Genomic DNA, 23,682 nt, shown 5'->3' with positions numbered 1-23,682 from the left:
TCCAACTGCAGGCCGGCACGCGCTACTACATCGAGGCCCTGCACAAGCAGGCCTGGGGCAACGGCTACCTGGCCGTGGCCTGGCGCCTGCCCAACGGCACCCGCCAGGAGCCCATCCCCGGCAGCAGCCTCATCCCCTTCGGCACCAGCATCTCTTCCCCGGCTGTGGGCAGCAGCGCCACACTCGCCGCCGCCGAGGCCGGCACCACGGCCGCCGTCTACCCCAACCCCGTTGTTGGGCTCGGCGCCCGCGCCACGGTCGCCTTCCGCCTGGCCCGCACCGGCCCCGTCACCCTGGCCGTCTACAACCTGCAGGGCCAGCGCGTGCGCCAGCTGCTGGCCGCCGAGCGCCCCGCCGGCGAGCTCCACCACGTGCCCTTCGACACCCACGGCCTGCCCGACGGCGTCTTCTTTGTCCGGCTCATCACCCAACACGAAGTCATTAACACCCGGTTTGTCATCAGCCGGTTATAATCAGACAAAGCTTAATTGCTCGTTAACAGTGGCTCACGAGGTAGCCACCAGCCGGGAGCTGCAAGCCCAACTGATTTAAAGCTTTAAACGACCCGGCCCTGAACGGGCTGTTCTGCAATGAACAGCCCGTTCAGGGCCGGGTCGTTTTGTCTCCGAACCAACTCCGTTGTTTTGCATTAGCTAACTTAAGAAACAAAATCACTCTACGACCAAGCTGGTGTTAAGCTGAGAGGCCTTCGTTACATTAAACCACTGCGCTTGCAGCCAAGCCACCTCATTGCCCATCACTGAATTACCGGAGTAGCTACCACAACTACTTAGGTCGGCCCTTTAGTCTTCTATCGTCCCAATAATTCAATCATGGGAAAGCACAAAGTTTAAATTCTGCTAATGCTGAGGTTATCGAGCCTACTCCCCGAGAACAACGGCTTGTTTCAATAATGAAGCACTTCTTCCGCGCGTAACGCTGGCGTAACAAAAACTGACCCTCGCAGCAAGATTGACAACCAAATTGACTAAGGCCCTTAAATTAGAGAAAAGAGCTAAATGCGATTTTAGATTAGGCGTGATTTCAGCGTAAATCACTGTAAATCAATGCCTATTCCACGTCATCATGCAGTTTTTCCTTTTGTTTATATGAAAATTATGTTCAGATAAATCAACCCCAAACTGTGTTTGGCAGTATGCTTGTTAGCAATGAGAGTACCCCTTAATGGTATTCGATTGTGCTATATATAAACACCGACTTTCCACGAAACAGAAACCAAACTATGCCAATTATAAAAAAAACACTACTTATAGTTGACGATGAGCCATCGATATGCTTGATTTTAGAGCACTATTTCGGCGCTGATTATAAAGTTGTGGTTAAGTCTAATGGACTTGAGGCCATGCAATGGCTGGAGCAGGGCAACAGCCCCGACGCCATTGTGGCGGATTATGACATGCCGGTGATGGACGGGCCGGACTTCATCAAACAGATTCGGGCTAGCAGCCGCCACCGCGATGTGGGCCTGATTATTCTGTCGGGTAAGGAAAGCACGAGCAATAAGATTTTGTGCTTGCGGCTGGGTGCTGACGATTATCTGGTAAAGCCCTTCAACCCCGAAGAGCTTAGTTTACGCATTCAAAACCTGCTGAATCGCATTCGGGTATGAGCTTGACTACTGGTAAGATACCCATCCTATACATAACGCTGGACGAACAGGACGGCCGACGCTTCCAACAGGAGTTTGTGCAGGAGCTGGAAGCGGTAGTTGTGACGACTCCGGAACAGGTGCTGTCGCTTTGCGCGCAGCAACCCATGCCTTTCACCGCTATAATCAATGCGGCCGATCCGGCCTCTAGCCTGGGGCTGCGCTTGATGCGCGTGCTCAAAGACCAGAGCCGGGTGGCCCAACCCATATTGTGGCTGGTGCAGCAGTCGGTAGCCCCCGCCCTACGGACCGTGCTGCTGGAAAGCCCGGGCAGCGAAATTTTTTCAGCCCAAGACGACCAGGAGCGGCTGCTGACGCGCCTGCACTTCTTGGCGCGGGCCCGGCCCGTGCAGATAGACACCACCAGCCCCTACGCCCTGCGCATGCCCCTGAGCAAGCGCCTCATGGACGTGGTGGTGGCGGGTGGGGCGCTGCTGGTGCTCTCGCCCATCCTGTTGGTGCTGGCGGCTCTCATCAAGCTTGAGTCGCGCGGGCCGGTGTTCTACTACTCCTATCGCGTGGGCGCGGGCTACCGGGTTTTCAAGTTCTGGAAGCTGCGCTCGATGCGCTCGGATGCGGATCAGATGCTGGACTCCATTAAAAACCTGAACCAGTACCAGGCCAATGGGTCGAGCACGGCCCCGGAGGCCAACGGCCTGGCGGGGCTGTGCGATGCGTGCACTGCCGCCGGCACCGCCTGCCAACAGCAGCTGGTGGACCAGCGCGGGCGCCTGATTTGTGAGAAAAAATACCGCTGGCAGAAGAAGGCCGAGGAGGCTCCAGCGTTTATCAAGATAGTGAATGACCCCCGGGTTACCCGTTTGGGCAGGTTTCTGCGCAATACCAGTATTGACGAGCTTCCCCAGCTCTACAACGTGCTCCGGGGCGACATGTCATTGGTAGGCAACCGCCCCCTGCCGCTCTACGAGGCCGAAAAGCTGCTCACCGACGAGTACTCCCGGCGTTTTATTGCGCCAGCGGGTATCACGGGCTTGTGGCAGGTAAGCCGTCGCGGCAAAGGCGGCGACATGTCGGAGGAGGAACGCAAAGCGTTGGACATTGAATACGCACGGGACTATTCGATGAAAAAAGACCTGGAAATCATTCTCAAAACCATTCCCGCTTTATTTCAAAAAGAAAACGTATGATTAAGACGCTCTTAAGTGGTTTGCTGCTTGCGCTACACACAACCTTGGCATTTGGTCAGGCCAAACCGGCTCCAAGTGAAACCTGGCAAAGCGTCTTTTTTGACTCGCCGGAAACGGCTTTGCCCCTGTTGACCGCTGCCGCCCTTCGGCACTCGGCTCAGATGAAAGCCATGGAGCTGGAAAAGGGAATCGCCAAGCAAAACGTGACGCTGGCGAAGGAGGCCATATTCAATAATCTCGCCGTGGGTGCCAACTATAGCTATGGTAACCTGCTTGCAGTGGGAAACGTGGGATTTGACCAAATTGCAATACGCAATACGCCACGCTACTCGGCCGTTGCCTCACTTAACCTGCCCATTGGGCAGTTAGTGACCCGCGGCAATAACATCAAGCGCGAGCAGTTGGCTCTCCAGCGGACCGAGGCCCTTAAGCAGGACCGCGAAAACCAGATACGGGAGCAGATTATTCCGATGTATCAGAGCGTGCGCCTGGCCCGTAAAGTTTTTACCTTGCAGCAAGAGGCTTTGGTGAACGTGCGAACGAACTACCAATTGGCCGAGAAGCAATTTCGGCAGGGCCAAATGACTCTGCAGGAACTCTCCGGTGTTAATAGCAGTCTCACCTCGGCTTCGGTAACGCTGGAGTCGGCGCGCAACCAGTACGACACCGCGTTTATGATGCTCGAAGAAGTGGTTGGCGCCAAAATTTCAACTTTAATGACGACTAAATGAGTTTGTACGAGATATTCCGGCTGCTGAAGCGGAAATGGGTCTTACTGCTGCTGGTGCCGCTGGTGCTCAGTGTCTCGACCTATTTCTTTGCCCGCCAGCTGCCCCAAACCTACAGCTCCGACACCACCATTTACACGGGCATTGCCTCGGGTTACTCGCTCACGGGCAACGCAGCGGCGGACTATAACACGACCAATAACGCGTTCGACAACCTCATTAACCTGATTACGTCGCGCTCAACCAAAGAGGAGGTAGTTTACAGCCTGTTGGCGAAGCACTTGTTTGAAACCAGCCAGCAGCCCTCGTTGCTGACTTCCCCAACCTACGAAGGGCTTAGGGAGAGCCTGCCGGCCCGCCTGCGCCAGCAGCTCACGGGCACCACACAGGAAGCGACCCTCGATAAAGTGCGCGCTTTTGCCCAAACCAACGCCAGCAACCCCGTGCAGCGGCTGCTGAACTCGGCCAACCCCACTTACTCGCTGGCGGCACTGAAGAACCTCACGGCCAGCCGCATCGGCGCGAGCGACCTGGTGCGGCTGTACTTCGACAGCCACGACCCGGACCTTGCCCGCACCACGCTTTCGCTGGTGACCCAGGTGTTTTTGAATCAGTCCCGCAACCTGCGCGAAGGCCAGACCACGTCGGTTATTAAGTACTACGAAGAGGAGTTGAAGCGTGCCAAAGAGCGGCTCGACAAAGCGGAAGCCGAAAACCTGGCCTTCAACCGCGAAAACAACATCATCAACTTCGAGTCGCAGTCCAACAACGTGGCTATGCAGAAGGAGGCACTGGCCGGGCAGCTTACCGAGATGAACCAGCAGTATGCCGGAGCGCAGGCCGCCCTTAATGCGGTGAACCGCAAGCTCGGTGGCCGCCAGGCCTCGCTGATGAGCAGCGCCCAGATGATAGAGCAGCGCCGGAAGCTGAGCCGCCTTAGCGCCAGCATTGCCGACCAGGAGCTTTTTGGGCAGAACGACCCCAACAAAACCAAGCAGCTGAAGGCTGAGGCCGACCGCGCTGCCCAGGCCATCCAGAATAATGTGGACGTTCTTTCCGTCCAGAGCAGCTCTGCTGAGGGCATTCCCAACAAGGACCTGCTGGGCGAGTGGGTGCAGAACATGGTGCTGGTGGAGTCGAACAAAGCCAAGCTCGACGTGATGAACCGCCGCCGGCAGGAGTTTGAACGCGAGTATCAGCGCATGGCCCCTTTGGGCGCCACCCTCAAGCGCATTGGCCGCGAGATAGAGCTGGCTGAAAAAGCCTACCTCTCGGTGCTGGCTAGCTTGAATGCGAGCAAGGCTACCCAGCAGAACACTGCCCTTACGGCCAACCTTAAGATTGTAGACCCGCCGAACCTGCCCTCGCAGCCCAAAAGCAATAAGCTGCTGATGATGGTGCTGCTGAGTGGCCTCGGCGGCTTTGTGTGCGTGGCGGGCACCATTGTGGGCCTGGGCCTGCTGGACAAGTCGCTGAAAAACCCATCGGAAGCCATGCGGCAGATTGGTTTGCCCGTGGCCGGCATGACGCTGGATTCGCAGGCGCCCCCCACCAAGCAGCTGCAGGCCGCGCAGCAACGCAGCCTCGACCAGCTGGTGCGACACATATTGCTTAAAGCCAACACCTCGCCGGTGCCCCCCCCGTTTGTGGTGGGCATTTTCAGCGTGCAGCGCCAGGAAGGCAAAACCACCCTGTGCCAGGGCCTCTCGCAGCGCTGCCACGAAATGGGCGTGCAAACCCTGGCCTTGTATCCGGACACGGACGGGGCCAACCCGGGCACCGACGCACCGTCCCTGTTCTACCCGTCGGAAGCGGCCGCCGTGCAAGGCTGGCAGCTCGACCAGCTCATTCAGCACGCCACGCCCAAGCGCATGTCGGAAATCAGCTCGCCTGACGTGCAGGTGGTACTGGTGGAGTTCCCGGCCCTGCGCGAAGAAGCATTGCCAGTGGGCTTGCTGCGTCAGCTCAACCTTGTTTTTCTTACCGTGCCGGCTACCCGTGCCTGGCGCATGACCGACCATCAGACCGTGGAGCAGCTCCGCTCTGCCACCTCGGCGCCGGTCGAAGTGGTTTTGTCGGGCGTGTCGCAGCACCACGGCGAAGAGGCAATGGCTTAGGGTCCAGCACCCTTTGTCGCCTCGTTCCTGGATTGCTTACCCATGAGATTTACGCCAACCCCTGCCCAAAACCTGCTCAACTCGCGCTGGCTGCTGCCCGGTGCGCTGGCGGTGGCGTTGCTGGGCGGGTGGCTCTCCGGCCAGTTGGGGTTAGCCGTGCCGTCGCTGATACTGGCCACGCCGCTGATTGTCGCCTTCCTGGTTGTAATCTTCAATAATCCGCGGTCCGGCTATATCACGGCCGTGGTTTACTCCTTTTTGCTAAGCTACCTGACCCGGCATTTCATCGACCTGCCCGCGGGCACGGCCATGGAAATCATCCTGGTGCTTACCTGGATAGCCGTGCTGTTTCATCAGACCATACGCCCCGACTGGCGCCGCATCCACAACGACTTGTGTCGGATTACGGTTATCTGGTTTGTTATCAACATTCTGGAAGTGGCCAATCCGGCGGGCGCCAGCGTGCAGGGCTGGTTTTTTGAGCTGCGGGGCAGCGCCCTGATTTGGTTTATGGCGGTGCCGCTCTGCTTCATGGTCTTCAACACGAAGCGCGACCTGAATCTCTTTCTCTACCTCATCATCGGCATATCGGTGTTCGGGGCTCTTTACGGCATCAACCAGAAGGTGAACGGCGTAGATGAGATGGAGCAGCTCTGGCTGAACAGAGGCGGCGCGGTTACCCACGTGATATGGGGGCAGTTGCGGGCCTTTTCGTTCTATAGCGAGGCGGCGCAGTTTGGGTCGTCGATGGCGTACGCGGCGCTGATATGCGGCATTTTGGCCATAGGGCCATTTTCCTGGCAGAAGCGGGCGCTGCTGGCGGTGGCGGCCCTTGTGATGATATATGGCATGTTGGTCTCCGGTACCCGGGGAGCATTCTTCGTGCTGGTGGTGGGGGCGTTTGTGTACCTGGTGCTCAGCAAGCGTGTCGCGATATTAATCCTGGGCTGCTTTCTGGCCGCCGGTGCATTCGGGGTGTTGAAGTACACCAAGATTGGCGACACCAACCCCAACGTGTTCCGCATGCGCACTGCGCTCGACCCCAACGACCCGTCGCTGCTGGTGCGCCTGGAAAACCAGGCCATCCTGCGCGACTACATGTCCAGCCGGCCCTTTGGTGGCGGCATGGGCGTGATGGGTAACTGGGGCAAGCTGTATAACCGCGACAAATTCCTCTCTACGATTGCCCCCGACAGTTATTTTGTGAAAGTATGGGGCCACTACGGCATCGTGGGCTTCATTATCTGGTTCGGCTTCATGCTCTACATTCTGGGCAAATGCGCGGGTATCGTTTGGCGCATCCGCGACCCCGTGCTGCGGCAAAAGCTACTGGCCCTCACGGCTGGCTACGCCGGAATTCTCATGGCCAGCTATGGCAACGAGATTATGAACCAGTACCCCTCTTCTCTTCTCCTTTATACGTCGTGGGTATTTGTGTTTCTGGGCCCTACCCTCGACACACCGAAGCCCGTTACCACTTTAGCTCGTGCCGTTTATGCTTAGGCCGCTAGTTTCTATTATCTCCATCAACTACAACCAGGCCCAGGTTACCTGTGCTATGTTGGCCTCGTTGCGGCAGCTCACCTACCCCAACTTTGAGGTGATTGTGATAGACAATGCGTCGCCCACCGAAGACCCGGGCATCATTGAAGAGCAATTTCCAGAAGTACAGCTCATCCGCTCGACCGAGAACTTGGGGTTTGCCGGCGGCAACAACCTCGGTATTCAGGCTGCCAAGGGCGACTATTGCCTGTTCCTAAACAATGACACCGAAGTAGTTCCCCACCTGCTTGAGCCCTTGGTTTCGGTGTTTGAGCGCAACCCCAAAGTGGGCGTGGTGTCGCCAAAAATCATCTTCTACGGCACCGACAACCTGATTCAGTATGCTGGCTGCGACGGCATCAGCCCCTGGACCGGGCGCGGCCACGTGAAGGGCTACCTCGAACTCGATAAGGGCCAACACGATACGTCGCACGTGACCTCCCTCATTCACGGGGCGGCCATGATGGTGCCCACTGAAGTTATCCGCAAAGCCGGCCTCATGCCGGCGCTGTACTTCCTCTACTACGAGGAACTGGACTGGTGCGAGATGATAAAGCGGGCGGGCTACCAGAGCTACTACGAAGCCAGCGCCACCATCTACCACAAGGAGTCGGTGTCGGTGGGCCAAGGCTCGGTGCTGCGCACCTACTACCTGAATCGCAACCGTCTGCTGTACATCCGGCGCAACTCCGAGGGCTGGCGCTTCTGGAGCGGCTGCTTGTTTTACTTGCTGATATCGGTACCCAAAAACAGCTTGGTTTTGGCTCTTCGAGGCCAGTGGGCCCACTTGCGCGCCCTGTGGCGCGGACTGGGCTGGCACTTGCAAGGCCACAACGTACACCAAAATACTTTCCTGACAACGGCGGCCGCCAACCCGCCGCTGGAGGCCGGTGTGGGCCCGGCCCACGGGGTTCAGCACCGTTCATCTACTATCGAATAACAGAACCGCCGGGCGCACTTTCCGTACTGCGGGGCAGGCAGCCGCGTACACTAGTGCCAGCTCCAAGCATTAATCATTATCATTGAATATGTTGGTCTTTTTACCGACCCTGATTTTATACCTGCTGGGCACTTATTTGCTGTTCAATGTAGTGTATCTGCTGTTTTTTTCGGTAGCTGGGCACCGGGCCATTCCGGCCTTGCCACCGGCTCCGGCAGGCGTGCTGCGGCGCATGTGCGTGCTTATGCCCGCCTACCGTGCCGATGCCGTGATTACAGAAACGGCGCCCGTGGCCGTAGCGCATCAGTACGCCGGACAGGCCGATGTGCATGTCATTGCCGACGGGCTGCTGCCCGTGACCGTGCAGGCGCTGCGCCAGCAGGGAGCCGGCGTGGTGGAAGTGGGCTTTGCCAAAAGCACCAAGGGCAAGGCCTTGCTGGCGGCTCTGAACGAGTTGCCCGCGCAGGCCTACGACGTGGCCGTGATTCTGGACGTGGACAACGAAATGGCCCCCGGCTTTCTAACGCAGATAAACAACGCCTTTGCGGCGGGCTACCGGGTGGTGCAGGGCCACCGCACGGCCAAAAACCTGGACTCGCCCTTTGCCGTGCTTGACGCCTGCAACGAGGAAATCAACAACCACATTTTCCGGCAGGGCCACGCCAGCCTGGGCTTGTCGTCGGCCCTCATCGGGTCGGGCATGGCTTTCGAATACAACTACATTCACCAGCTGCTGCAGGACATTGGCGACACGCCGGGCGAAGACAAAGAACTGGATTTCAGAGCGCTGAAGGATAAGGTTAAAATAGCTTACCTCCCCGAAGCCTACGTGTACGACGAGAAGATTCCCAATTCTAGAGTATTTGCCAACCAGCGTACCCGCTGGCTGGCTACCCAAAAGGAGTTCTTCATCAAGTACCTGGGCGAAGGCGTGCGGCAGCTAGGCAAAGGCAACTGGGACTTTGTAGATAAGATACTGCAGTCGATGCTGTTGCCCCGCATTCTGCTATTGGGCTTGCTGGGGCTGCTGGTGGTATTGTCATTGCTGTGGCCAGTGGGGCCCACGCCGGTCTTCTGGCTGGCACTATTGGCGGCCGCGGCCTCGGCACTGCTGCTGGCCCTGCCGGCGCGCCTCTACACTCGCCAGGTAGGCCGGGCCGTGCTGCACCTGCCGGTGGCGCTGGGGGCCATGCTGCTGGCCATGCTGCAAATCAGAAAAGCCAAAACCTCCTTTATGGCCACTCCGCACACGGCCACGGCCACCCGAAGCCCTTCCCACCGTTAACCCAACCCAACCGTTATGCCTTGGGAAATCATCTTCGTACCTGCCCTTATCAGCTTATACATTGGCTGGCGCAAGGGCCTTCAGGCCACTCCTAAAAAGTAACGCGGCGGCCCGCACGCTCTGCTATGAAAAATCAAAACATCGTCATGCTGTGCCAGCAAAACTGGAACATCGGCATTGCAACCAGCGCCAAAAACCTGGCCAAGGAATTTGCGAAGAATAACCGGGTGCTGTACGTGAACATGCCGCTGGACATGAACACGGTGCTCTCGAGCTTTGGCCAGCCCGAAGTGAAAAGGCACCTGGGCGTGCTGAAGGGCAAATCGGACGCTGTGGTGCAGGCCGAGCCCAACCTGTGGGTGCTCACGCCCAAGGTGCTCGGGGCATCCATCAACTGGCTACCGGTGCGGTCCGCGTTTGAAAGTTTAAACCGCTGGAACAGCAAGAAGCTCGCGGCCAGCATAGCCGAGGCAGCCCAGGCGGTGGGTTTCGATTCGTACTATCTGCTGCAGGACGGCATCATTTTTCAGGGCCTGGAACTGAAGCGGCTGCTGGCCCCGCGCCTGTCTATCTACTACCTGCGCGACTACACCATTGCGGTGCCTTACTTCCAGCGGCACGGCCCGTGGGTGGAAGCCCAGCTTCTGAAACAAGCTGACGTAGTGGCCGTCAACTCGGCTTACCTATGCGAATATGCTCTGAAGCACAATCCGAACAGCTTCAACATCGGCCAGGGCTGCGCGCTGGAAATGTACCAGGCCGACATCGACTACGAGGAGCCCGCCGACATGGCGCGGGTGCCGCACCCCCGCATTGTATACACGGGCTACCTGACTACCATCCGGCTGGACATCGACTTGCTGGTGGCCATTGCCAAGCAGCGCTCCGATTGGAGCCTGGTACTGATAGGGCCAGAGGATGATGTGTTCCGGCGTAGCGAGCTCCACAACCTGCCCAATGTTTTCTTCCTGGGCAACAAGGCCCCGACCCAACTGGCGCCCTACCTCCAACACGCCGATGTTTGCATCAACCCTCAGATGGTCAACGAGGCTACTGTTGGGAACTACCCGCTCAAAATAGACGAGTACTTGGCTATGGGCAAGTCTGTGGTGGCCACGGCCACCGGCACCATGGAAATGTTTGCCGACTACGTGTACCTAGCCCACACCGCCCAGGACTGGCTAGACATGCTGGACCGCGCCCTGACCGAAGGTGCTCCGAGCCCCGCGGCCGATGGCATTGCCTTTGCCAAAAGCCACACGTGGGAGGCCAGCGCTAAGTCGCTGTATGATACCCTGGAGCAGTTTCAGCCGGCCCACGTTTAAATATCACCATTAGTTACCTCTTCCCATGGCTACGCCCTTGCCCCCACCACCTGCAGAACTAGCGCCGGCTGTGCCCGGCCCGGTGGCTCACGGTCGGCGCCCCTTGCGCATCGGCATTGAGGCCCAGCGGTTATTCCGGCCCCACAAGCACGGCATGGACATCGTGGCCCTGGAGCTGATTCGAAACCTCCAGCAGCTGGACCAGCACAACGAGTACTTCATTTTCGTGAAGCCCGACGAAGACCACGCGGTGCTGAAGGCCACACCCAACTTCCACATTGTAGAGGTGCCCGGCGGCCCCTACCCCTACTGGGAGCAGGTGCTGTTGCCGCGCGCAGCCCGCGAAGCGGGCGTGCACCTGCTGCACTGCACCAGCAACACGGCGCCCCTGCGCGCTGGCGTGCCGCTGGTGCTCACCCTGCACGACATCATTTACTTAGAGCCCTTGGATTTGCGGCGCGGCAGCTGGTACCAGCGCATCGGCAACCTCTACCGGCGCTGGAACGTGCCGCGGGTGATGCCCTTGTGCGAGCGAGTGCTCACGGTATCGGCGTTTGAGCAGGCCCGCATAGTGCAGCGCCTGCCCGGCCCCGCGGGCCAGGTGCAGGTGGTGTACAACAGCGCCGGCGAGCAGTTTCGGCCCATCACCGACAAGGCAGCGCTGGCGGCGGCCAAGGCCCGCTACGCCCTGCCCGACCGGTTTATCTTCTTCTTGGCCAATACTGACCCCAAGAAAAACCTGCGCGGCGTGCTGCAAGCCCTGGCGCTGCTCAAGAAACAGGGGCAGCTCTCGCTTCAGCTGGTGATGCTCGACTACGCTGAAACTGCCCTGACGGCCCTGTTGCGCGAGCTGGATGCCCCTGAACTGCGGGCCCACATTCAGCTGTGCGGCTACGTGCCCAATCAGGAGCTGCCACTCATCTACAACCTGGCCGAGGTATTTCTCTACCCGTCGCTGCGCGAAAGCTTCGGCATTCCCATTCTGGAGGCCATGGCCTGTGGCACACCGGTCATCACCAGCAACACGTCATCGATGCCCGAGGTGGCCGGCGATGCTGCCCTGCTGGTTGACCCGTTCCAGCCCGAGACCATTGCCGATGCCATTCTGCGCCTGCAGAACGACCCCACCGAACGCGCCGCCCTGGTGGCCCGGGGCCTGCAGCGGGTGCAGCATTTTTCGTGGCGCGAAACCGCCCGGCAAGTGCGCGGCGTGTACGAGCAGGTGGCGGAGGCCCGCCCCGTGCGCCGCTAGCTGGTCGTATATGCATTCGGCGAGATTCTTGCTGGTCGCGCCCACTCACTCCCTGCGTCATGTCCGTTGCCGATAAAATAAAGAATAACCCCCGGCTGAAAGAGCTGGTGCTATGGTTGCTGCTCGTGCCCCGTGAGGCCCGGCCGCGCCTGTGGGTGAAGTGGTTCATTAACCCATTCAAGCACAAATACGGCCGCCGCTCGTTGGTGCGCTGGCGAACCCGAATGGACGTGGTGCCGTTCAACGCCTTTTCCTTAGGCCCCGACTCGGTGATTGAAGACTACGCAACGGTGAACAACGGCATGGGCGCGGTGCACATTGGCGCCCGCACTTTCGTGGGCATTGCCAACGTCCTGATTGGGCCGCTGCGCATTGGCAATGATGTCATTATTGCCCAAAACGTGGTGTTTTCAGGTCTCAACCACGGCTACGATGACCTCAGCATGCCCATCAAAGACCAGCCCTGCACCACGGCTGAAATAGTGGTGGAAGACGAGGCCTGGATTGGGGCCAATGCCGTGGTTACGGCGGGCGTGCGCATTGGCAAGCACTCGGTAGTAGCCGGCGGCAGCGTGGTCACCAAAGACGTGCCGCCGTATTCGGTGGTGGGCGGCAACCCCGCCCGCATTCTCAAACAATACAACGAAGAGGCCCAGGCGTGGGAGCGTCCGCAAAAACATTCCATCGCCCAACCCTCTGTTTAGATTTTACCCCACATGCTTGTTTTTCTCTTTTGGCTGTCGCTAGCCGTCGTTTTGTTTACTTATGTGGGCTACGCCCTGGTGGTGTGGGTGTGGGCCAAGCTGGCGCGGGGCACTAAAAAGGCCGTGGCTGCCGGAGGCTTCGAGCCGGAGGTGACGCTGGTGGTGCCTGCCTACAACGAAGCCGATATTCTGGACGAAAAGGTGCGCAATTGCCTGGCCCTGGATTACCCGGCCGAGAAGCTGCACCTGATGTTCATCACCGACGGCTCGAACGACCACTCCGGGGCGGTGCTGGCCAAGTACCCCGAGGTGCAGCACCTGCACAGCCCCGAGCGGGCCGGCAAATCGATGGCCGAAAACCGCGCCATCCGGTACGTGAAGACGCCCTACGTCATTTTCACCGACTGCAACACCCTGCTCAACCCCGAAGCGGCCCGCCAGCTGGTGCGTCACTACGCCGACCCGCGCGTGGGCGCCGTATCGGGCGAGAAGCGGGTACTGCGCGACGGCAGCACCTCCGGCGCCGGAGAAGGCCTGTACTGGAAATACGAGTCGTTTCTGAAGCAGTGCGACTCCGATATCTACAGCCTCATGGGTGCGGCCGGCGAGCTGGTGTCCTTTCGAACCGACCTGTTTAAGCCGCTGGAAGCCGATACGATTCTCGACGACTTCGTGCAGTCCATGCGCATCGTGGACAACGGCTACCGCGTGATTTACGAGCCCCAGGCCTACGCCATGGAGCCACCGTCCTTCTCGCTGAAAGAGGAAATGAAGCGCAAGGTGCGCATCTGCGCTGGCGGCTGGCAGTCGATGGCCCGGCTGCTGCCGCTGCTCAACCCGCTGAGGCAGCCAGTGGTTGCTTTCCTGTACTTCTCGCACCGGGTGCTGCGCTGGAGCCTGACGCCGGCCCTGCTGCTGCTGCTGCTGCCGCTCAATGCGGCGCTGGCGGTGAGCCACGGCGGCATCTATACCGTGCTGCTGGTGCTGCAAGGACTGTTTTATGGTGCAGCGGCGCTGGGCTGGTACCAGGCCAGTCGGGGCAAAGCAGCCGGCCCGCTGCTGGTGCCGCTCTACTTCACCATGATGAACGTGGCGGTGTTTCAGGGAGCTGCGCGGTTTTTCCGCAACTCACAGCCCGCGGCTTGGGACAAAGCCCAGCGGGCACCCGTGGCCTAACCCTGCGCCTACTATCTGCAAAAAGATGGGCAAACGCGGGAAAGAAGTGGCTTGGCTGTAATGCCTGCCCACCGGTAATACTGTAGCAGTTGGTACAGTCGAAAATTAACATTATTATGCCTTGCCAACCAATAACTCAGGTCCGGCTGCTGCGTATGGGAGCGCTGCCATCACAGGCGTGCTTTGAATAATCAGCTTGAAGTAGCTGTACCTACCACGCTGTTTTGCCAAACGGGGTTAGAGCATCTTCCCAACTTCGTTAAGTTATTATAAAGCAGAGAAATGGTTTAACGCCGCCCGGCAAAACCAGTCGCTTACTGATGACCATCGGCTTCGGGTCTTTATCTGCGCTATGGACCAATTCTTCTACACAATATACTTGGCTAAAGTAAATAAATAGATTATACAATTTAATGCAAGACAACTATTCAAATAATCCATAACCAAACCTTATCAAAGCAGTATAAATCATTAATTATCGCCCTATTCGAAATACTTTTTTATGAATTTACACCCCCACAAAGAAGCGGAATTCACCCCTTCGGCAGCATCGGTAGTTCGGTGGCACGAGGTGAAAGCCGTTATTTTTGATGTGGACGGCACATTATATACGCAGGCTAAGCTGCGCAGTAAAATGCTGGTTGCCCTGCTGCGCTACTACGCGCTGCGGCCCTGGCGGCTGGACGAAATGCTGATTTTGCAGCGCTTTCGCGCCGAGCGGGAAAAGCGCCACGGGGCCGCGGGACCCGACATTGAAAATGCACAATATACCTGGGCCTCCAACAATGGCCGCACCTCCGCCGATAAAATCAAAAGGGTGGTGGAACACTGGATGTTTCAGTACCCCAACCAATACCTGCGAGGCTGCACTTACCCCGGCACCCATGCTTTTTTTGCGGCTTTGCAGCAAAGAGGCATAAAAATTGGTATCTACTCCGACTACAAAGCGCACGATAAGCTGGCAGCTATGGGGTTGGCTGCCGACATCATTGTCAGTTCCACCGACCCCGAAATTGACCATCTTAAGCCTGCTCCCCACGGCCTGCTCCATATAGCCAATGCGCTCGGCCTGGCGCCGGCCGACTGCCTGTTTATCGGCGACCGCCCCGAACTGGACGGCGCCTGTGCCGAGCAAGCCGGCATGCCTTACTTGATTGTCGATAAGCAACCTTTCGACAGTTTCACCTTTTATAAAACGCTGGAAGACACGCTCGCGACTTCTCTCACCACTACCCCTCATGAATAATATGCCTACGTCTACTGAGTCTCTGACTGCAGAGCCTGAGGTTGCCCTGATTCCGGCCGGCATCAAAGACTACATTGCGATTGCCCGGCCCGACAACTGGGCCAAAAACGTATTTATGATGCCGGGGGTCCTGTTTGCCTTCATCATCTACCGCATCCCGCTCGATTCGGTGTTTTTGGCCAAGCTGGTGATGGGCGTGGCGAGCACCTGCCTGGTGGCCTCGGCCAACTACGTTATCAACGAATACCTCGACGCTGAATTTGATAAGTTTCACCCGCTGAAAAAGAAGCGCACCTCGGTGGTGCGGGTGGTGAACCCCGCGCTGGTGTACTTCGAGTGGTTTGCGCTGGCCATGGTGGGCTTCTTCCTGGCTTACCAAATAAGTCTGCAATTTCTGTTCGTTTCCATGTTCTTGCTGTTCATGGGCGTGATGTATAACGTGCGGCCCTTCCGGACCAAGGAGCGGGTATACCTCGACGTGCTGTCGGAGTCGGTGAACAACCCCATCCGGTTTGCGCTGGGCTGGTACATTGTGGCCCCGGCCCTGTCGTACGAAGCCCTCAACGGCATCTCGTTTTTCAACAGCCTCCCTCCTTCCAGCATTATTGTAGCCTACTGGATGGGCGGTGCCTTCCTCATGGCCACCAAGCGCTTTGCTGAGTACCGCCTCATCAAAGACCCCGCCTTGGCGGGCCTGTACCGCCGGTCGTTTCAGTTCTACACCGAGCATAGCCTGCTGATATCCATGTTCTTCTACGCCCTCACGTCGGCGTTCTTCCTGGGCATCTTCCTGGTTAAGAACCGCATTGAGCTGCTGCTCAGCTTTCCGTTTTTCGCCCTGCTGTTTTCGTGGTACCTGCGCATCGGCTTGCTCGAAAACTCTCCCGTGCAGGGCTCCGAGAAGCTTTATACCCGCAAGTACTTTATGACCTATGTGGTGCTCTTTTGCATCCTCCTGATGGTGCTTATGTTTGTTAAGATTCCAATTCTCAGCAACCTCCTGGAAGACCAATTCAATTTTGACCAACGGTAGGACTTCGCGTCCTGCCCAGTGACCCTCCCCGGTACAACCCCCAGTACCTGAAGTGTACTGCGTCCTTATGCAATCAATACTAGCGCCCCCCCCCCAGGCGATAACCAGCAAGCCTTATTCTGTGCCAAGTCATGGGCTGCCAAGTATCAGTCAGCGCACGCAGCGCCGCCTGATATTTGGGCTGCTAGCGCTGGGGATGTTTTTCCGGCTGTTCCACTTCTTTAATAACAGGTCTTTTTTCATCGACGAGCTGTTTCTGAACGTCAACATCATCAAGATGGGCTTTCGGGAGCTGGCCACGCTGCCCTTCGAATACGAGCAGAAAGCGCCGCTGGGCTACCTGTGGTCGGCGCGCTTTTTCGTGGCCTTGTTTGGCAAGCAAGAGCAGGCCCTGCGCCTGTTTTCGCTGCTGTGCGGGGTGGCAGGTTTGTTTCTGTTTGTACCAGTAGCCCGGTTCTTTCTAAAATCCTGGGGCACGGTGCTGGCCGTGGGTCTGCTGGCGCTGGCTTACCCGGTCGTGTACCATGCTGTGGAGGCCAAGCAATATAGCGCCGAACTGCTGGGCACTATTGTGGCCCTGTACCTCTACATCAGATTCAAAGACAAACAGTCGCTGGGGGCCTTGGTTGCCTGGGGCGTGTTGGGCGGGCTGCTGCCGTGGTTTTCGTTTCCCAGCATCTTTGTGCTGGCGGGCATCGGCGCGGGAGTTGGCCTGCGGGCCGCGCTGCAGCACGACTGGAAACGCGTGGCACAGTACCTCATTCCGGGGGCGCTGTGGGTGCTGAGCTTTGGGCTGGTGTACCACTTCTTTGTAAGCAAATACCAGGATTCGGGCTGGCTTACCTATTTCTTCAAAATCAAGTACGAGGGGTATTTGCCCCTACTGCAGCCCGTGGCAGCCGCCAAATGGGCGGTGATGAAAACCTATGATTTCCTCTCTCACCCGATGGGTGTGCTGCTGCAAGTCGACAACAGCCGGTATTCCTTCGGCCTGAAGCATCTGTTGAAAATGGGGTGGCTGTACTTGCCCCTCATTGCCGCCGGGACGTACTACTTCTTTAAAAGAAGTCAGCAACACTTCCTGGTTTTGTTTCTACCGCTGGGCTTCACGCTGCTGGCGTCGGCTGCGAGCCAATACCCATTCTACCAGCGGTTTACATTGTTTCTGGGCCCCATCATTATTTTGGCGCTAGCCTTGGGCGCCCAGGAGCTGGCCAGCCGCTACTTACCAGGGCGCAGGGCGGCCTACGTGCTGCTTGCGCTGGTGTTGCTGCCTTCGCTGGCCAACTCTACCCGCCAGGTACTGGACCCCAATAGGTTTTATAACCGCGAGTACTACCGCGACGCAGTGCTTTTCGTGAACGACCGGTACCAAGAAGGCGACGCCGTGTACGTGTACTGGAACATGCGCCAAGCCTATGACTACTACCGCGAAGCCTACAACCTGAAATACCCGGCCACCAAGGCCAACCCAAAGGCCAAGAATGCCTCCACCAGCCAGGCCGATTACCTGCGCAAGCTGCAGCCGGAATTTGCGGCTTTCGAGGGCAAAAAACGGCTGTGGTTCATTTACGACAATAACAACCGCGACGCCATCGGTGACTTTGTGGACCAGCCCGCTTGGTACCACGAAAAGGCCATGCCTCCCGGCCACCTGCTCAACGAGCATTTTGCTACGCTGGGCCAGGAGGTAGAGCGTTTCCGCCGCGGCAATTACGAAGTGGTGCTCTACGAGCTTACTGACTAACGCTCCTTGCTTGTTCTGCGTACTGCCCAATGCGCCGGCCGGCTATCGTCCAGCCCCAGTGCTCGGCTTGCTTTTACTACCTTTCCCTTTGGCACTGCGGTCGCCTTCCGCACGCCCTGATTGCCCTACCACCCTTACTGGGCCCATGGGTGCTCCTTAGCCGGATTGCCCTGCCCGCACTACGTGAAGAATTCTTTACTCCTTAAGCTGCAATCGTACCTCGACAACCAACAGTTCATGTCGCTGGCGGGCAACCTGACCGTATCGGCCATGAGCATCATCTCGGTGTCGCTGCTGTTTCGGACGCTGCCGGTGCGGGAAATTGGCATGTGGGTCTACTTCATGGCGGCCGTGGGCCTGGCCGATTCGTTTCGGGCGGGCTTTCTCACCACGGCCTTCATCCGGGCGCGCTCGGGTGCCACACCGGCTCGCACCGCCGAAGTCACGGGTTCGGCCTGGGCCATTGCGCTGGTCATCACTGGCCTACTCGGGTTGGTAAATCTGGGCGCCTGGGTCGTGTTTGGCAACACCAACGACGATTCGCTGGCGCTGCTGCTGAAGTGGTTTGGCTTTGTGCTGGTGGCTACCCTGCCGTACTTCATGGCCGCGTGCGTGATGCAGTCCGAAATGCGCTTCGACCGCATTCTTTACATCCGGCTGCTGTCTCAGGGCTTGTTTGTGCTGTGCATCATCGGGCTCATGCTGGCCGGGGCTTCTACCATCGAACGCGTGGTGTATAGCTACGTGGGTGCCTCTGTGATTACCAGCCTGCTCATGCTGGGCTTGGGCTGGGCCGATGCCGGCAGCATGCGCCAGCGCACCAGCGCCTGCATTCGCGAGCTGGGCCACTTTGGCAAGTACAGCGTGGGCAGCTACGTGGGCTCGAACCTGCTGCGCAGCTCCGACACTTTTGTTATCAACTACATGCTGGGCCCCGCGCCCCTGGCCGTGTACAACCTGGCCGGACGCTTCATGGAAATCATCGAGATTCCACTGCGCAGCTTTGTGGCCACGGCCATGCCAGCCATGTCAGCGGCCTTCAACCAGAACCGGCTGCCCGAGGTGGCGCGCCTGCTGCGCAAGAACGCGGGCATGCTCACCTGGGCTTTTGTGCCGGTTATTCTGGGCACCCTGCTGCTCGCCGATGTGCCCGTTTACCTCATTGGCGGCCCCAAGTACCAGAACACCGAAGCGGCCAACCTGCTTCGCATCAGCATGGTGCTGGCCATCCTCTACCCCATCGACCGGTTTGTGGGCGTCACGCTCGACGTGGTGAACCAGCCCCGCCTCAACCTGGTGAAGGTGTTTCTAATGCTGGCCGTGAACGTGGTGGGCGACGTGACGGCCCTGCTGCTGTTCGGCAACATTTACGGCGTGGCCGTGGCCAGCCTGCCCACGGGCATTGCCGGTTTCACCTTCGGCTACATCCACCTCAAAAAGCATTTGCCGCTCTCCATCCGGGACATCCTGACCACCGGCTTCCAGGAAATCAAGGTGCTGGCGCAGCGCGTGCTCACCAAGGCGGCGGCTGTGCTCAAACCCGGCTAAGCCTCACCCCTCGACGTATTCCGTATCGAGCCGCATCACCCCGACTTAACACTTTCGCAGTTCTGAATACCCCGGCAGATGCATCTGCCGGGCTCCATCCCGTTTCTAACGCCATGAAAATAGCCCACCTGATTATGGTCCATAAGAATCCGGACCAGGTAGAGCGCTTGCTTAAGGCGCTGGCCCACGAGCAGTTCGACTTTTTCATTCACCTCGACGCCAAAGCTGAGTTGCAAGACTACGCTCACTTGGGCGCCCTGCCGCAGGTGCACTTCATTCGGCAGCGGCACTTGGTGCGCTGGGCGGCCTACAGCTTTGTGGAAGCCATTTGCCAGGGCATCAGGGAAATCCAGGCGGCGGGCACCTACGAATTCATTAACCTGCTGAGTGGTCAGGATTACCCCGTCAAGCCGGCCGAAAGCATTTATCAATTTTTCAACCAGCACCTGGGGTGCACCTTTCTGTCGTTTGAGCCGCAGGAGTCGGACTGGTGGCGCCACGCCATCGACCGGGTAGAGCAGTACCACTCGGTATACTTCGACTTCAAGTTTAAGTATAAGCTGCAGGCCCTGGCCAACCGGCTGCTGCCCAAGCGCAAATTTCCGCTGCCCTACACCCTGTATGGCGGGCCGCTTGGCTCGTGGTGGACCATGAGCGCCGACTGCGCCAAGTACCTGGTCGATTTCATCGACAGCCACGCGGAGCTGCGCCGTTTCAGCTTGTTTACCTGGGGCTCCGATGAATTTTTAATATCCACCATACTGGTGAATTCTCCCCTGAAGGACAGAATTATAAACGACAATTATCGCTACATCGATTGGTCGGGCGGTGGTGCCAATCCTAAAATCTTGACCGTAAATGACGCCAGTTTACTGGCACATACGTACAAGCTATTCGCGCGAAAATTCGATATATCTCAGGATGCTGAAATCCTGGATGTAATCGACCAATCCATGAACAACTCCCAAGCCCGGGTGCCTGTTTAACTCCAGCCCTTTGCCCTAACCCACCCACTACTTACTGGTTTGATTCACCAGTAAAAAATTCAGTTGCTGCATTTCATGACTCAACATGTAATCCTTGCATACGGCCGAGAAACCGAGCTTTGGCGTGCCACATTTGCTGTATTGAGCTTCTATGCTTGGTACGAAGGCGACCGGACTGACGTGCACACCGTGGTGTTTACTGACAAGCCCGATTTTTTTGTTCCCTACTTCAAAGGGTTGCCTGTTGACTATTCGCTGCTCACGCCCGAGGGGCTGGAGCAAATGCGGGGGCCGCAGCAATACATTCACCGGGTGAAGCCGATGATAGTAGCGCAGGTGCTCCGGGACTACCCCGGCGACAACCTGCTGTTTTGCGACTCCGACACGTTTTTCATTGCCAAAGCCGACCCCTTGCTCAACAGCATCAAGCCATCGGTGAGCGTGATGCACATGCGCGAGTTCACCTTCGCCGAAGCCGTGAATACCTACGCCGAATTCACTCCTGCAAATCAAGACAGGTTCCCACGAAAGTTGATAGAGTTGATTGAGAGCCGCACCTTTTTGGTAGACTCAGTAGAGCAGAAGTTCCACAAAAAACAGTACATCTGGAATTCGGGCGTGCTGGGCCTCAGCAAAGAAGTAGGGAAACTGATGCCTGATATCTGTGCCCTCAACGACGCATTTTTTAAAGGCAGCGAGTGGTTTACCAGTGAGCAAATTGCCTTCTCCATGGCCTTGCCCTTCAAAACCACCATCGTCCCCAGCGACCAGTATATTTTTCACTACTGGGGCCAGCACCAGAAGGTGCTCATGGACGGCCTCCTGACCAAGCTCGACAGCGCCGGTTTCCGGGCCCTGCCCCTGGCTGAGCGCCTGGAGCAGGTGAAGCCGCTTACCATGAAGTGGTGGCAAGAAGTGAAGGCCGACCTGGCCCGCGAGGGCGCGCTCTATGCATTTGCAAACGGCAAGCTTAAAGCCGGGGTGAAATGCGCCGCCAAGGCCTTGCTTGCCTCGCCGCTCGATGCGACGTTTGCCAAAAACCTGCTCACAACATTCCGCGAGAGAATCCTTAGCTAACAGCGTGCGCCCGGTCAGAGCCGGAATGGCGCAATTGCTAGCATCAGGCTCACCCATTACCGGTACCGCTACAGGCTGCCCAAATCCGCGAGCCTATACGTAGCGGGCTCGGCCAGCGGCAATCCTCGCCCGGCCACCTTCTTCAGTTCATGAAATACTCTTTTCTTCTGCTCATTGCCGCGGCAACTCTTCTGGGTGCCTGCGAATCAAGCCAAACCGAAACCACCGCCCGGACAGAACCCAGCGCCACCGAAGCCGCCAATCAAGCTCCGGCCGCTGTCCCTTCCGCCGAAGTGCCGGCTGCTGCAGCCCCAGCGACTCCTGCCGTCGCAGTTAAGCTCGATGGCTCGGCGCTTTATGCCAGCACGTGCCAAGCCTGCCACCAAGCCAGCGGCCAGGGCCTGCCCAACGCCTTCCCCTCCCTGGTGGGCAGCCCCCGCGTCAACGACGCCGAAGGGGCCCAACTGGTTACCATCATCCTGAACGGCTACAACGAACGGGACGAGTACGGCATGATGCCTGGCTACGCCAGCAGCATGACCGACGACAAAGTTGCCGCCGTGGCTACCCACGTCCGCAACTCCTGGGGCAACACCGGTACCCCGGTCAGCGCTGACTTCGTGCGCAAGCTCCGCGCGACCACTAAGTAGGCTGGAAAAAGGCAAAACCATTCATCCAGCAACTGACCTTGACTAAGCGCGATTTTGATGCGGTGGTGGTGGGCTCGGGCCCTAATGGGCTGGCGGCAGCCATCACCATGCAGCAGGCAGGCCTGTCGGTGCTGCTGCTGGAAGGCAAAGACACGATAGGCGGCGGCCTGCGCACCGCCGAGCTGACGCTGCCCGGCTTCCAACACGACATCTGTTCCGCCATTCACCCAATGGCGGCCGAATCGCCCTTCTTCAAAACCCTACCGCTGCAGGCCCACGGCCTCGAGTACCTCTACCCGCCGGTAGCCGCTGCCCACCCGTTGGATAACGGCACCGCCACCGCGCTGGAGCAGTCGATGGCTGCCACGGTGGCGCAGTTCAGCCCCGATGCCAAGGCCTACGAGCAGTTGGTGGGTCCCGTAGCCAAGGATTGGCTCGAGCTGGGCCCCGCCATTCTGGGGCCCCTGCGGTTTCCGGAAAACCCGCTGGTAATGGCTCGCTTCGGTCTTAAAGGACTGCTGCCGGCCAAGCTGCTGGCCACCCTTTTTCTGAAAACCACCGAGGCCCGGGCCCTGTGGGCTGGCATGGCCGCGCACGCCCAACTGCCGCTGGCCAACGTGGCCACATCGGCCATTGGGTTGGTGCTGCTGGCCATGGGCCACCGGCAGGGCTGGCCGCTGCCCAAGGGCGGCTCGCAGTCCATTGCCTCGGCCCTCACGTCGTACTTCGTGTCATTGGGTGGGCAGGTCCAGACCAACTTCTATGTGAAGTCGCTGGCGCAGCTGCCCTCGGCACACGCGGTGCTGTTCGACATCACGCCCCGGCAGTTGCTGGGCATTGCGGGCCACAAGTTTTCGGCCCTGTATAAGTGGCAGCTGGAGCGCTACCGCTACGGTATGGGCGTGTTTAAGGTCGACTGGGCGCTGGCCGGCCCCATCCCCTTCACGGCGCCTGAGTGCCGCCAGGCGGGCACCATTCACCTGGGCAACACGCTGGAAGAAATTACACACGCCGAGCAGCTCACCTGGGACGGCACGCACCCCGAGAAGCCTTTCGTGCTCCTGGCCCAGCAAAGCCTGTTTGACGCGACCCGGGCCCCCGCCGGGCAGCACACGGCCTGGGCCTACTGCCACGTGCCCCACGGCTCCACCAAAGACATGACCGCCGCCATCGAGCAGCAGGTGGAGCGCTACGCCCCCGGCTTCCGGGAGCGGATTCTGGCCCGCAGCGTCATGAACACGGTGCAGATGGAGGAGTATAACTCCAACTACATCGGCGGCGACATTAATGGCGGTGTGCTCGACATTGGCCAGCTGTTTACGCGGCCGGTGCTGCGCCTGTCGCCTTACCAGACCTCGGCCAAGGGGCTTTACATCTGCTCTTCTTCCACCCCTCCGGGCGGGGGCGTGCACGGCATGTGCGGTTACCACGCGGCCCGGCGGGCCTTGCAGGACGTGTTTGATGTGCGACTGCCGGCCACCCTCTCCCCCGCGTAGCGGCCAAGTAGCA

20 protein-coding genes are annotated in these 23,682 nt (G+C 58.6%); all 20 read left to right on the top strand.

The window, feature by feature from the left end; translation table 11 throughout:
• A partial coding sequence (locus ACP7AJ_RS18930) for a T9SS type A sorting domain-containing protein (RefSeq protein WP_426061761.1) occupies nt 1-473 on the top strand: 473 nt, incomplete at its 5' end.
• Nucleotides 474-1,243: 770 nt separating this feature from the next.
• On the top strand, nt 1,244-1,630 hold the full coding sequence (locus tag ACP7AJ_RS18925) for a response regulator transcription factor (protein WP_092674148.1): 387 nt from the start codon (nt 1,244-1,246) through the stop codon (nt 1,628-1,630).
• The gene (locus tag ACP7AJ_RS18920; protein ID WP_426061760.1) at nt 1,627-2,817 is read left to right on the top strand and encodes a sugar transferase; all 1,191 of its coding nucleotides are present in this window, start codon (nt 1,627-1,629) and stop codon (nt 2,815-2,817) included. Before ACP7AJ_RS18925 ends, ACP7AJ_RS18920 begins: the two co-directional genes overlap by 4 nt.
• Nucleotides 2,814-3,548: a TolC family protein gene (locus ACP7AJ_RS18915; protein ID WP_426061759.1), complete on the top strand. Its 735-nt coding sequence runs from the start codon at nt 2,814-2,816 to the stop codon at nt 3,546-3,548. The genes ACP7AJ_RS18920 and ACP7AJ_RS18915 overlap by 4 nt, the downstream gene beginning before the upstream one ends.
• Nucleotides 3,545-5,662, top strand: coding sequence for a GumC family protein (locus ACP7AJ_RS18910; protein ID WP_426061758.1), 2,118 nt, complete (start codon nt 3,545-3,547; stop codon nt 5,660-5,662). The genes ACP7AJ_RS18915 and ACP7AJ_RS18910 overlap by 4 nt, the downstream gene beginning before the upstream one ends.
• Before the next feature lie 42 nt (nt 5,663-5,704).
• On the top strand, nt 5,705-7,165 hold the full coding sequence (locus tag ACP7AJ_RS18905; RefSeq protein WP_426061757.1) for an O-antigen ligase family protein: 1,461 nt from the start codon (nt 5,705-5,707) through the stop codon (nt 7,163-7,165).
• On the top strand, nt 7,158-8,144 hold the full coding sequence (locus ACP7AJ_RS18900; RefSeq protein ID WP_426061756.1) for a glycosyltransferase family 2 protein: 987 nt from the start codon (nt 7,158-7,160) through the stop codon (nt 8,142-8,144). Before ACP7AJ_RS18905 ends, ACP7AJ_RS18900 begins: the two co-directional genes overlap by 8 nt.
• Nucleotides 8,145-8,232: 88 nt before the next feature.
• Nucleotides 8,233-9,429, top strand: coding sequence for a glycosyltransferase (locus ACP7AJ_RS18895; protein ID WP_426061755.1), 1,197 nt, complete (start codon nt 8,233-8,235; stop codon nt 9,427-9,429).
• Between the two features lie 125 nt (nt 9,430-9,554).
• Nucleotides 9,555-10,754, top strand: a complete 1,200-nt coding sequence (locus ACP7AJ_RS18890) for a glycosyltransferase (RefSeq protein WP_426061754.1) — start codon at nt 9,555-9,557, stop codon at nt 10,752-10,754.
• 25 nt (nt 10,755-10,779) lie between these two features.
• The gene (locus ACP7AJ_RS18885) at nt 10,780-12,006 is read left to right on the top strand and encodes a glycosyltransferase family 4 protein (RefSeq protein WP_426061753.1); all 1,227 of its coding nucleotides are present in this window, start codon (nt 10,780-10,782) and stop codon (nt 12,004-12,006) included.
• Between the two features lie 59 nt (nt 12,007-12,065).
• Nucleotides 12,066-12,710 (top strand): acyltransferase, encoded by a 645-nt coding sequence (locus tag ACP7AJ_RS18880; RefSeq protein WP_426061752.1) that lies wholly within the window; start codon nt 12,066-12,068, stop codon nt 12,708-12,710.
• 12 nt (nt 12,711-12,722) lie between these two features.
• A complete protein-coding gene (locus ACP7AJ_RS18875; protein WP_426061751.1) occupies nt 12,723-13,886 on the top strand; it encodes a glycosyltransferase family 2 protein in 1,164 nt (387 codons plus the stop codon).
• A gap of 502 nt (nt 13,887-14,388) precedes the next feature.
• The gene (locus ACP7AJ_RS18870; protein WP_426061750.1) at nt 14,389-15,132 is read left to right on the top strand and encodes an HAD family hydrolase; all 744 of its coding nucleotides are present in this window, start codon (nt 14,389-14,391) and stop codon (nt 15,130-15,132) included.
• A gap of 1 nt (nt 15,133) precedes the next feature.
• Nucleotides 15,134-16,165: a UbiA family prenyltransferase gene (locus ACP7AJ_RS18865; RefSeq protein ID WP_426061749.1), complete on the top strand. Its 1,032-nt coding sequence runs from the start codon at nt 15,134-15,136 to the stop codon at nt 16,163-16,165.
• Between the two features lie 121 nt (nt 16,166-16,286).
• The gene (locus tag ACP7AJ_RS18860) at nt 16,287-17,912 is read left to right on the top strand and encodes a glycosyltransferase family 39 protein (protein ID WP_426061748.1); all 1,626 of its coding nucleotides are present in this window, start codon (nt 16,287-16,289) and stop codon (nt 17,910-17,912) included.
• A 183-nt stretch (nt 17,913-18,095) separates the two neighbouring features.
• Complete coding sequence (locus ACP7AJ_RS18855) at nt 18,096-19,460, top strand: lipopolysaccharide biosynthesis protein (RefSeq protein ID WP_426061747.1); 1,365 nt, start codon at nt 18,096-18,098, stop codon at nt 19,458-19,460.
• A gap of 113 nt (nt 19,461-19,573) precedes the next feature.
• Nucleotides 19,574-20,446 (top strand): beta-1,6-N-acetylglucosaminyltransferase, encoded by an 873-nt coding sequence (locus ACP7AJ_RS18850; RefSeq protein WP_426061746.1) that lies wholly within the window; start codon nt 19,574-19,576, stop codon nt 20,444-20,446.
• Nucleotides 20,447-20,587: 141 nt separating this feature from the next.
• Nucleotides 20,588-21,523, top strand: a complete 936-nt coding sequence (locus tag ACP7AJ_RS18845) for a hypothetical protein (protein ID WP_426061745.1) — start codon at nt 20,588-20,590, stop codon at nt 21,521-21,523.
• Between the two features lie 149 nt (nt 21,524-21,672).
• Nucleotides 21,673-22,173, top strand: coding sequence for a c-type cytochrome (locus tag ACP7AJ_RS18840; RefSeq protein WP_426061744.1), 501 nt, complete (start codon nt 21,673-21,675; stop codon nt 22,171-22,173).
• Nucleotides 22,174-22,211: 38 nt separating this feature from the next.
• On the top strand, nt 22,212-23,669 hold the full coding sequence (locus tag ACP7AJ_RS18835; protein WP_426061743.1) for a phytoene desaturase family protein: 1,458 nt from the start codon (nt 22,212-22,214) through the stop codon (nt 23,667-23,669).
• The last annotated feature ends 13 nt before the right edge of the window (nt 23,670-23,682 follow it).

Origin of the sequence: Hymenobacter sp. B1770, from assembly GCF_049896385.1 — a bacterium.
Classification (GTDB): Bacteria; Bacteroidota; Bacteroidia; order Cytophagales; family Hymenobacteraceae; genus Hymenobacter.
This window is presented reverse-complemented; position numbering and strand designations above follow the sequence as displayed.

Excerpts from the sequence above, each read along its gene's own strand:
- ACP7AJ_RS18925 (WP_092674148.1), top strand. The coding sequence starts at position 1,244 with ATGCCAATTATAAAAAAAACACTACTTATAGTTGACGATGAGCCATCG.
- ACP7AJ_RS18920 (WP_426061760.1), top strand. The coding sequence starts at position 1,627 with ATGAGCTTGACTACTGGTAAGATACCCATCCTATACATAACGCTGGAC.
- ACP7AJ_RS18915 (WP_426061759.1), top strand. The coding sequence starts at position 2,814 with ATGATTAAGACGCTCTTAAGTGGTTTGCTGCTTGCGCTACACACAACC.
- ACP7AJ_RS18910 (WP_426061758.1), top strand. The coding sequence starts at position 3,545 with ATGAGTTTGTACGAGATATTCCGGCTGCTGAAGCGGAAATGGGTCTTA.
- ACP7AJ_RS18905 (WP_426061757.1), top strand. The coding sequence starts at position 5,705 with ATGAGATTTACGCCAACCCCTGCCCAAAACCTGCTCAACTCGCGCTGG.
- ACP7AJ_RS18900 (WP_426061756.1), top strand. The coding sequence starts at position 7,158 with ATGCTTAGGCCGCTAGTTTCTATTATCTCCATCAACTACAACCAGGCC.
- ACP7AJ_RS18895 (WP_426061755.1), top strand. The coding sequence starts at position 8,233 with ATGTTGGTCTTTTTACCGACCCTGATTTTATACCTGCTGGGCACTTAT.
- ACP7AJ_RS18890 (WP_426061754.1), top strand. The coding sequence starts at position 9,555 with ATGAAAAATCAAAACATCGTCATGCTGTGCCAGCAAAACTGGAACATC.
- ACP7AJ_RS18885 (WP_426061753.1), top strand. The coding sequence starts at position 10,780 with ATGGCTACGCCCTTGCCCCCACCACCTGCAGAACTAGCGCCGGCTGTG.
- ACP7AJ_RS18880 (WP_426061752.1), top strand. The coding sequence starts at position 12,066 with ATGTCCGTTGCCGATAAAATAAAGAATAACCCCCGGCTGAAAGAGCTG.
- ACP7AJ_RS18875 (WP_426061751.1), top strand. The coding sequence starts at position 12,723 with ATGCTTGTTTTTCTCTTTTGGCTGTCGCTAGCCGTCGTTTTGTTTACT.
- ACP7AJ_RS18870 (WP_426061750.1), top strand. The coding sequence starts at position 14,389 with ATGAATTTACACCCCCACAAAGAAGCGGAATTCACCCCTTCGGCAGCA.
- ACP7AJ_RS18865 (WP_426061749.1), top strand. The coding sequence starts at position 15,134 with ATGCCTACGTCTACTGAGTCTCTGACTGCAGAGCCTGAGGTTGCCCTG.
- ACP7AJ_RS18850 (WP_426061746.1), top strand. The coding sequence starts at position 19,574 with ATGAAAATAGCCCACCTGATTATGGTCCATAAGAATCCGGACCAGGTA.
- ACP7AJ_RS18840 (WP_426061744.1), top strand. The coding sequence starts at position 21,673 with ATGAAATACTCTTTTCTTCTGCTCATTGCCGCGGCAACTCTTCTGGGT.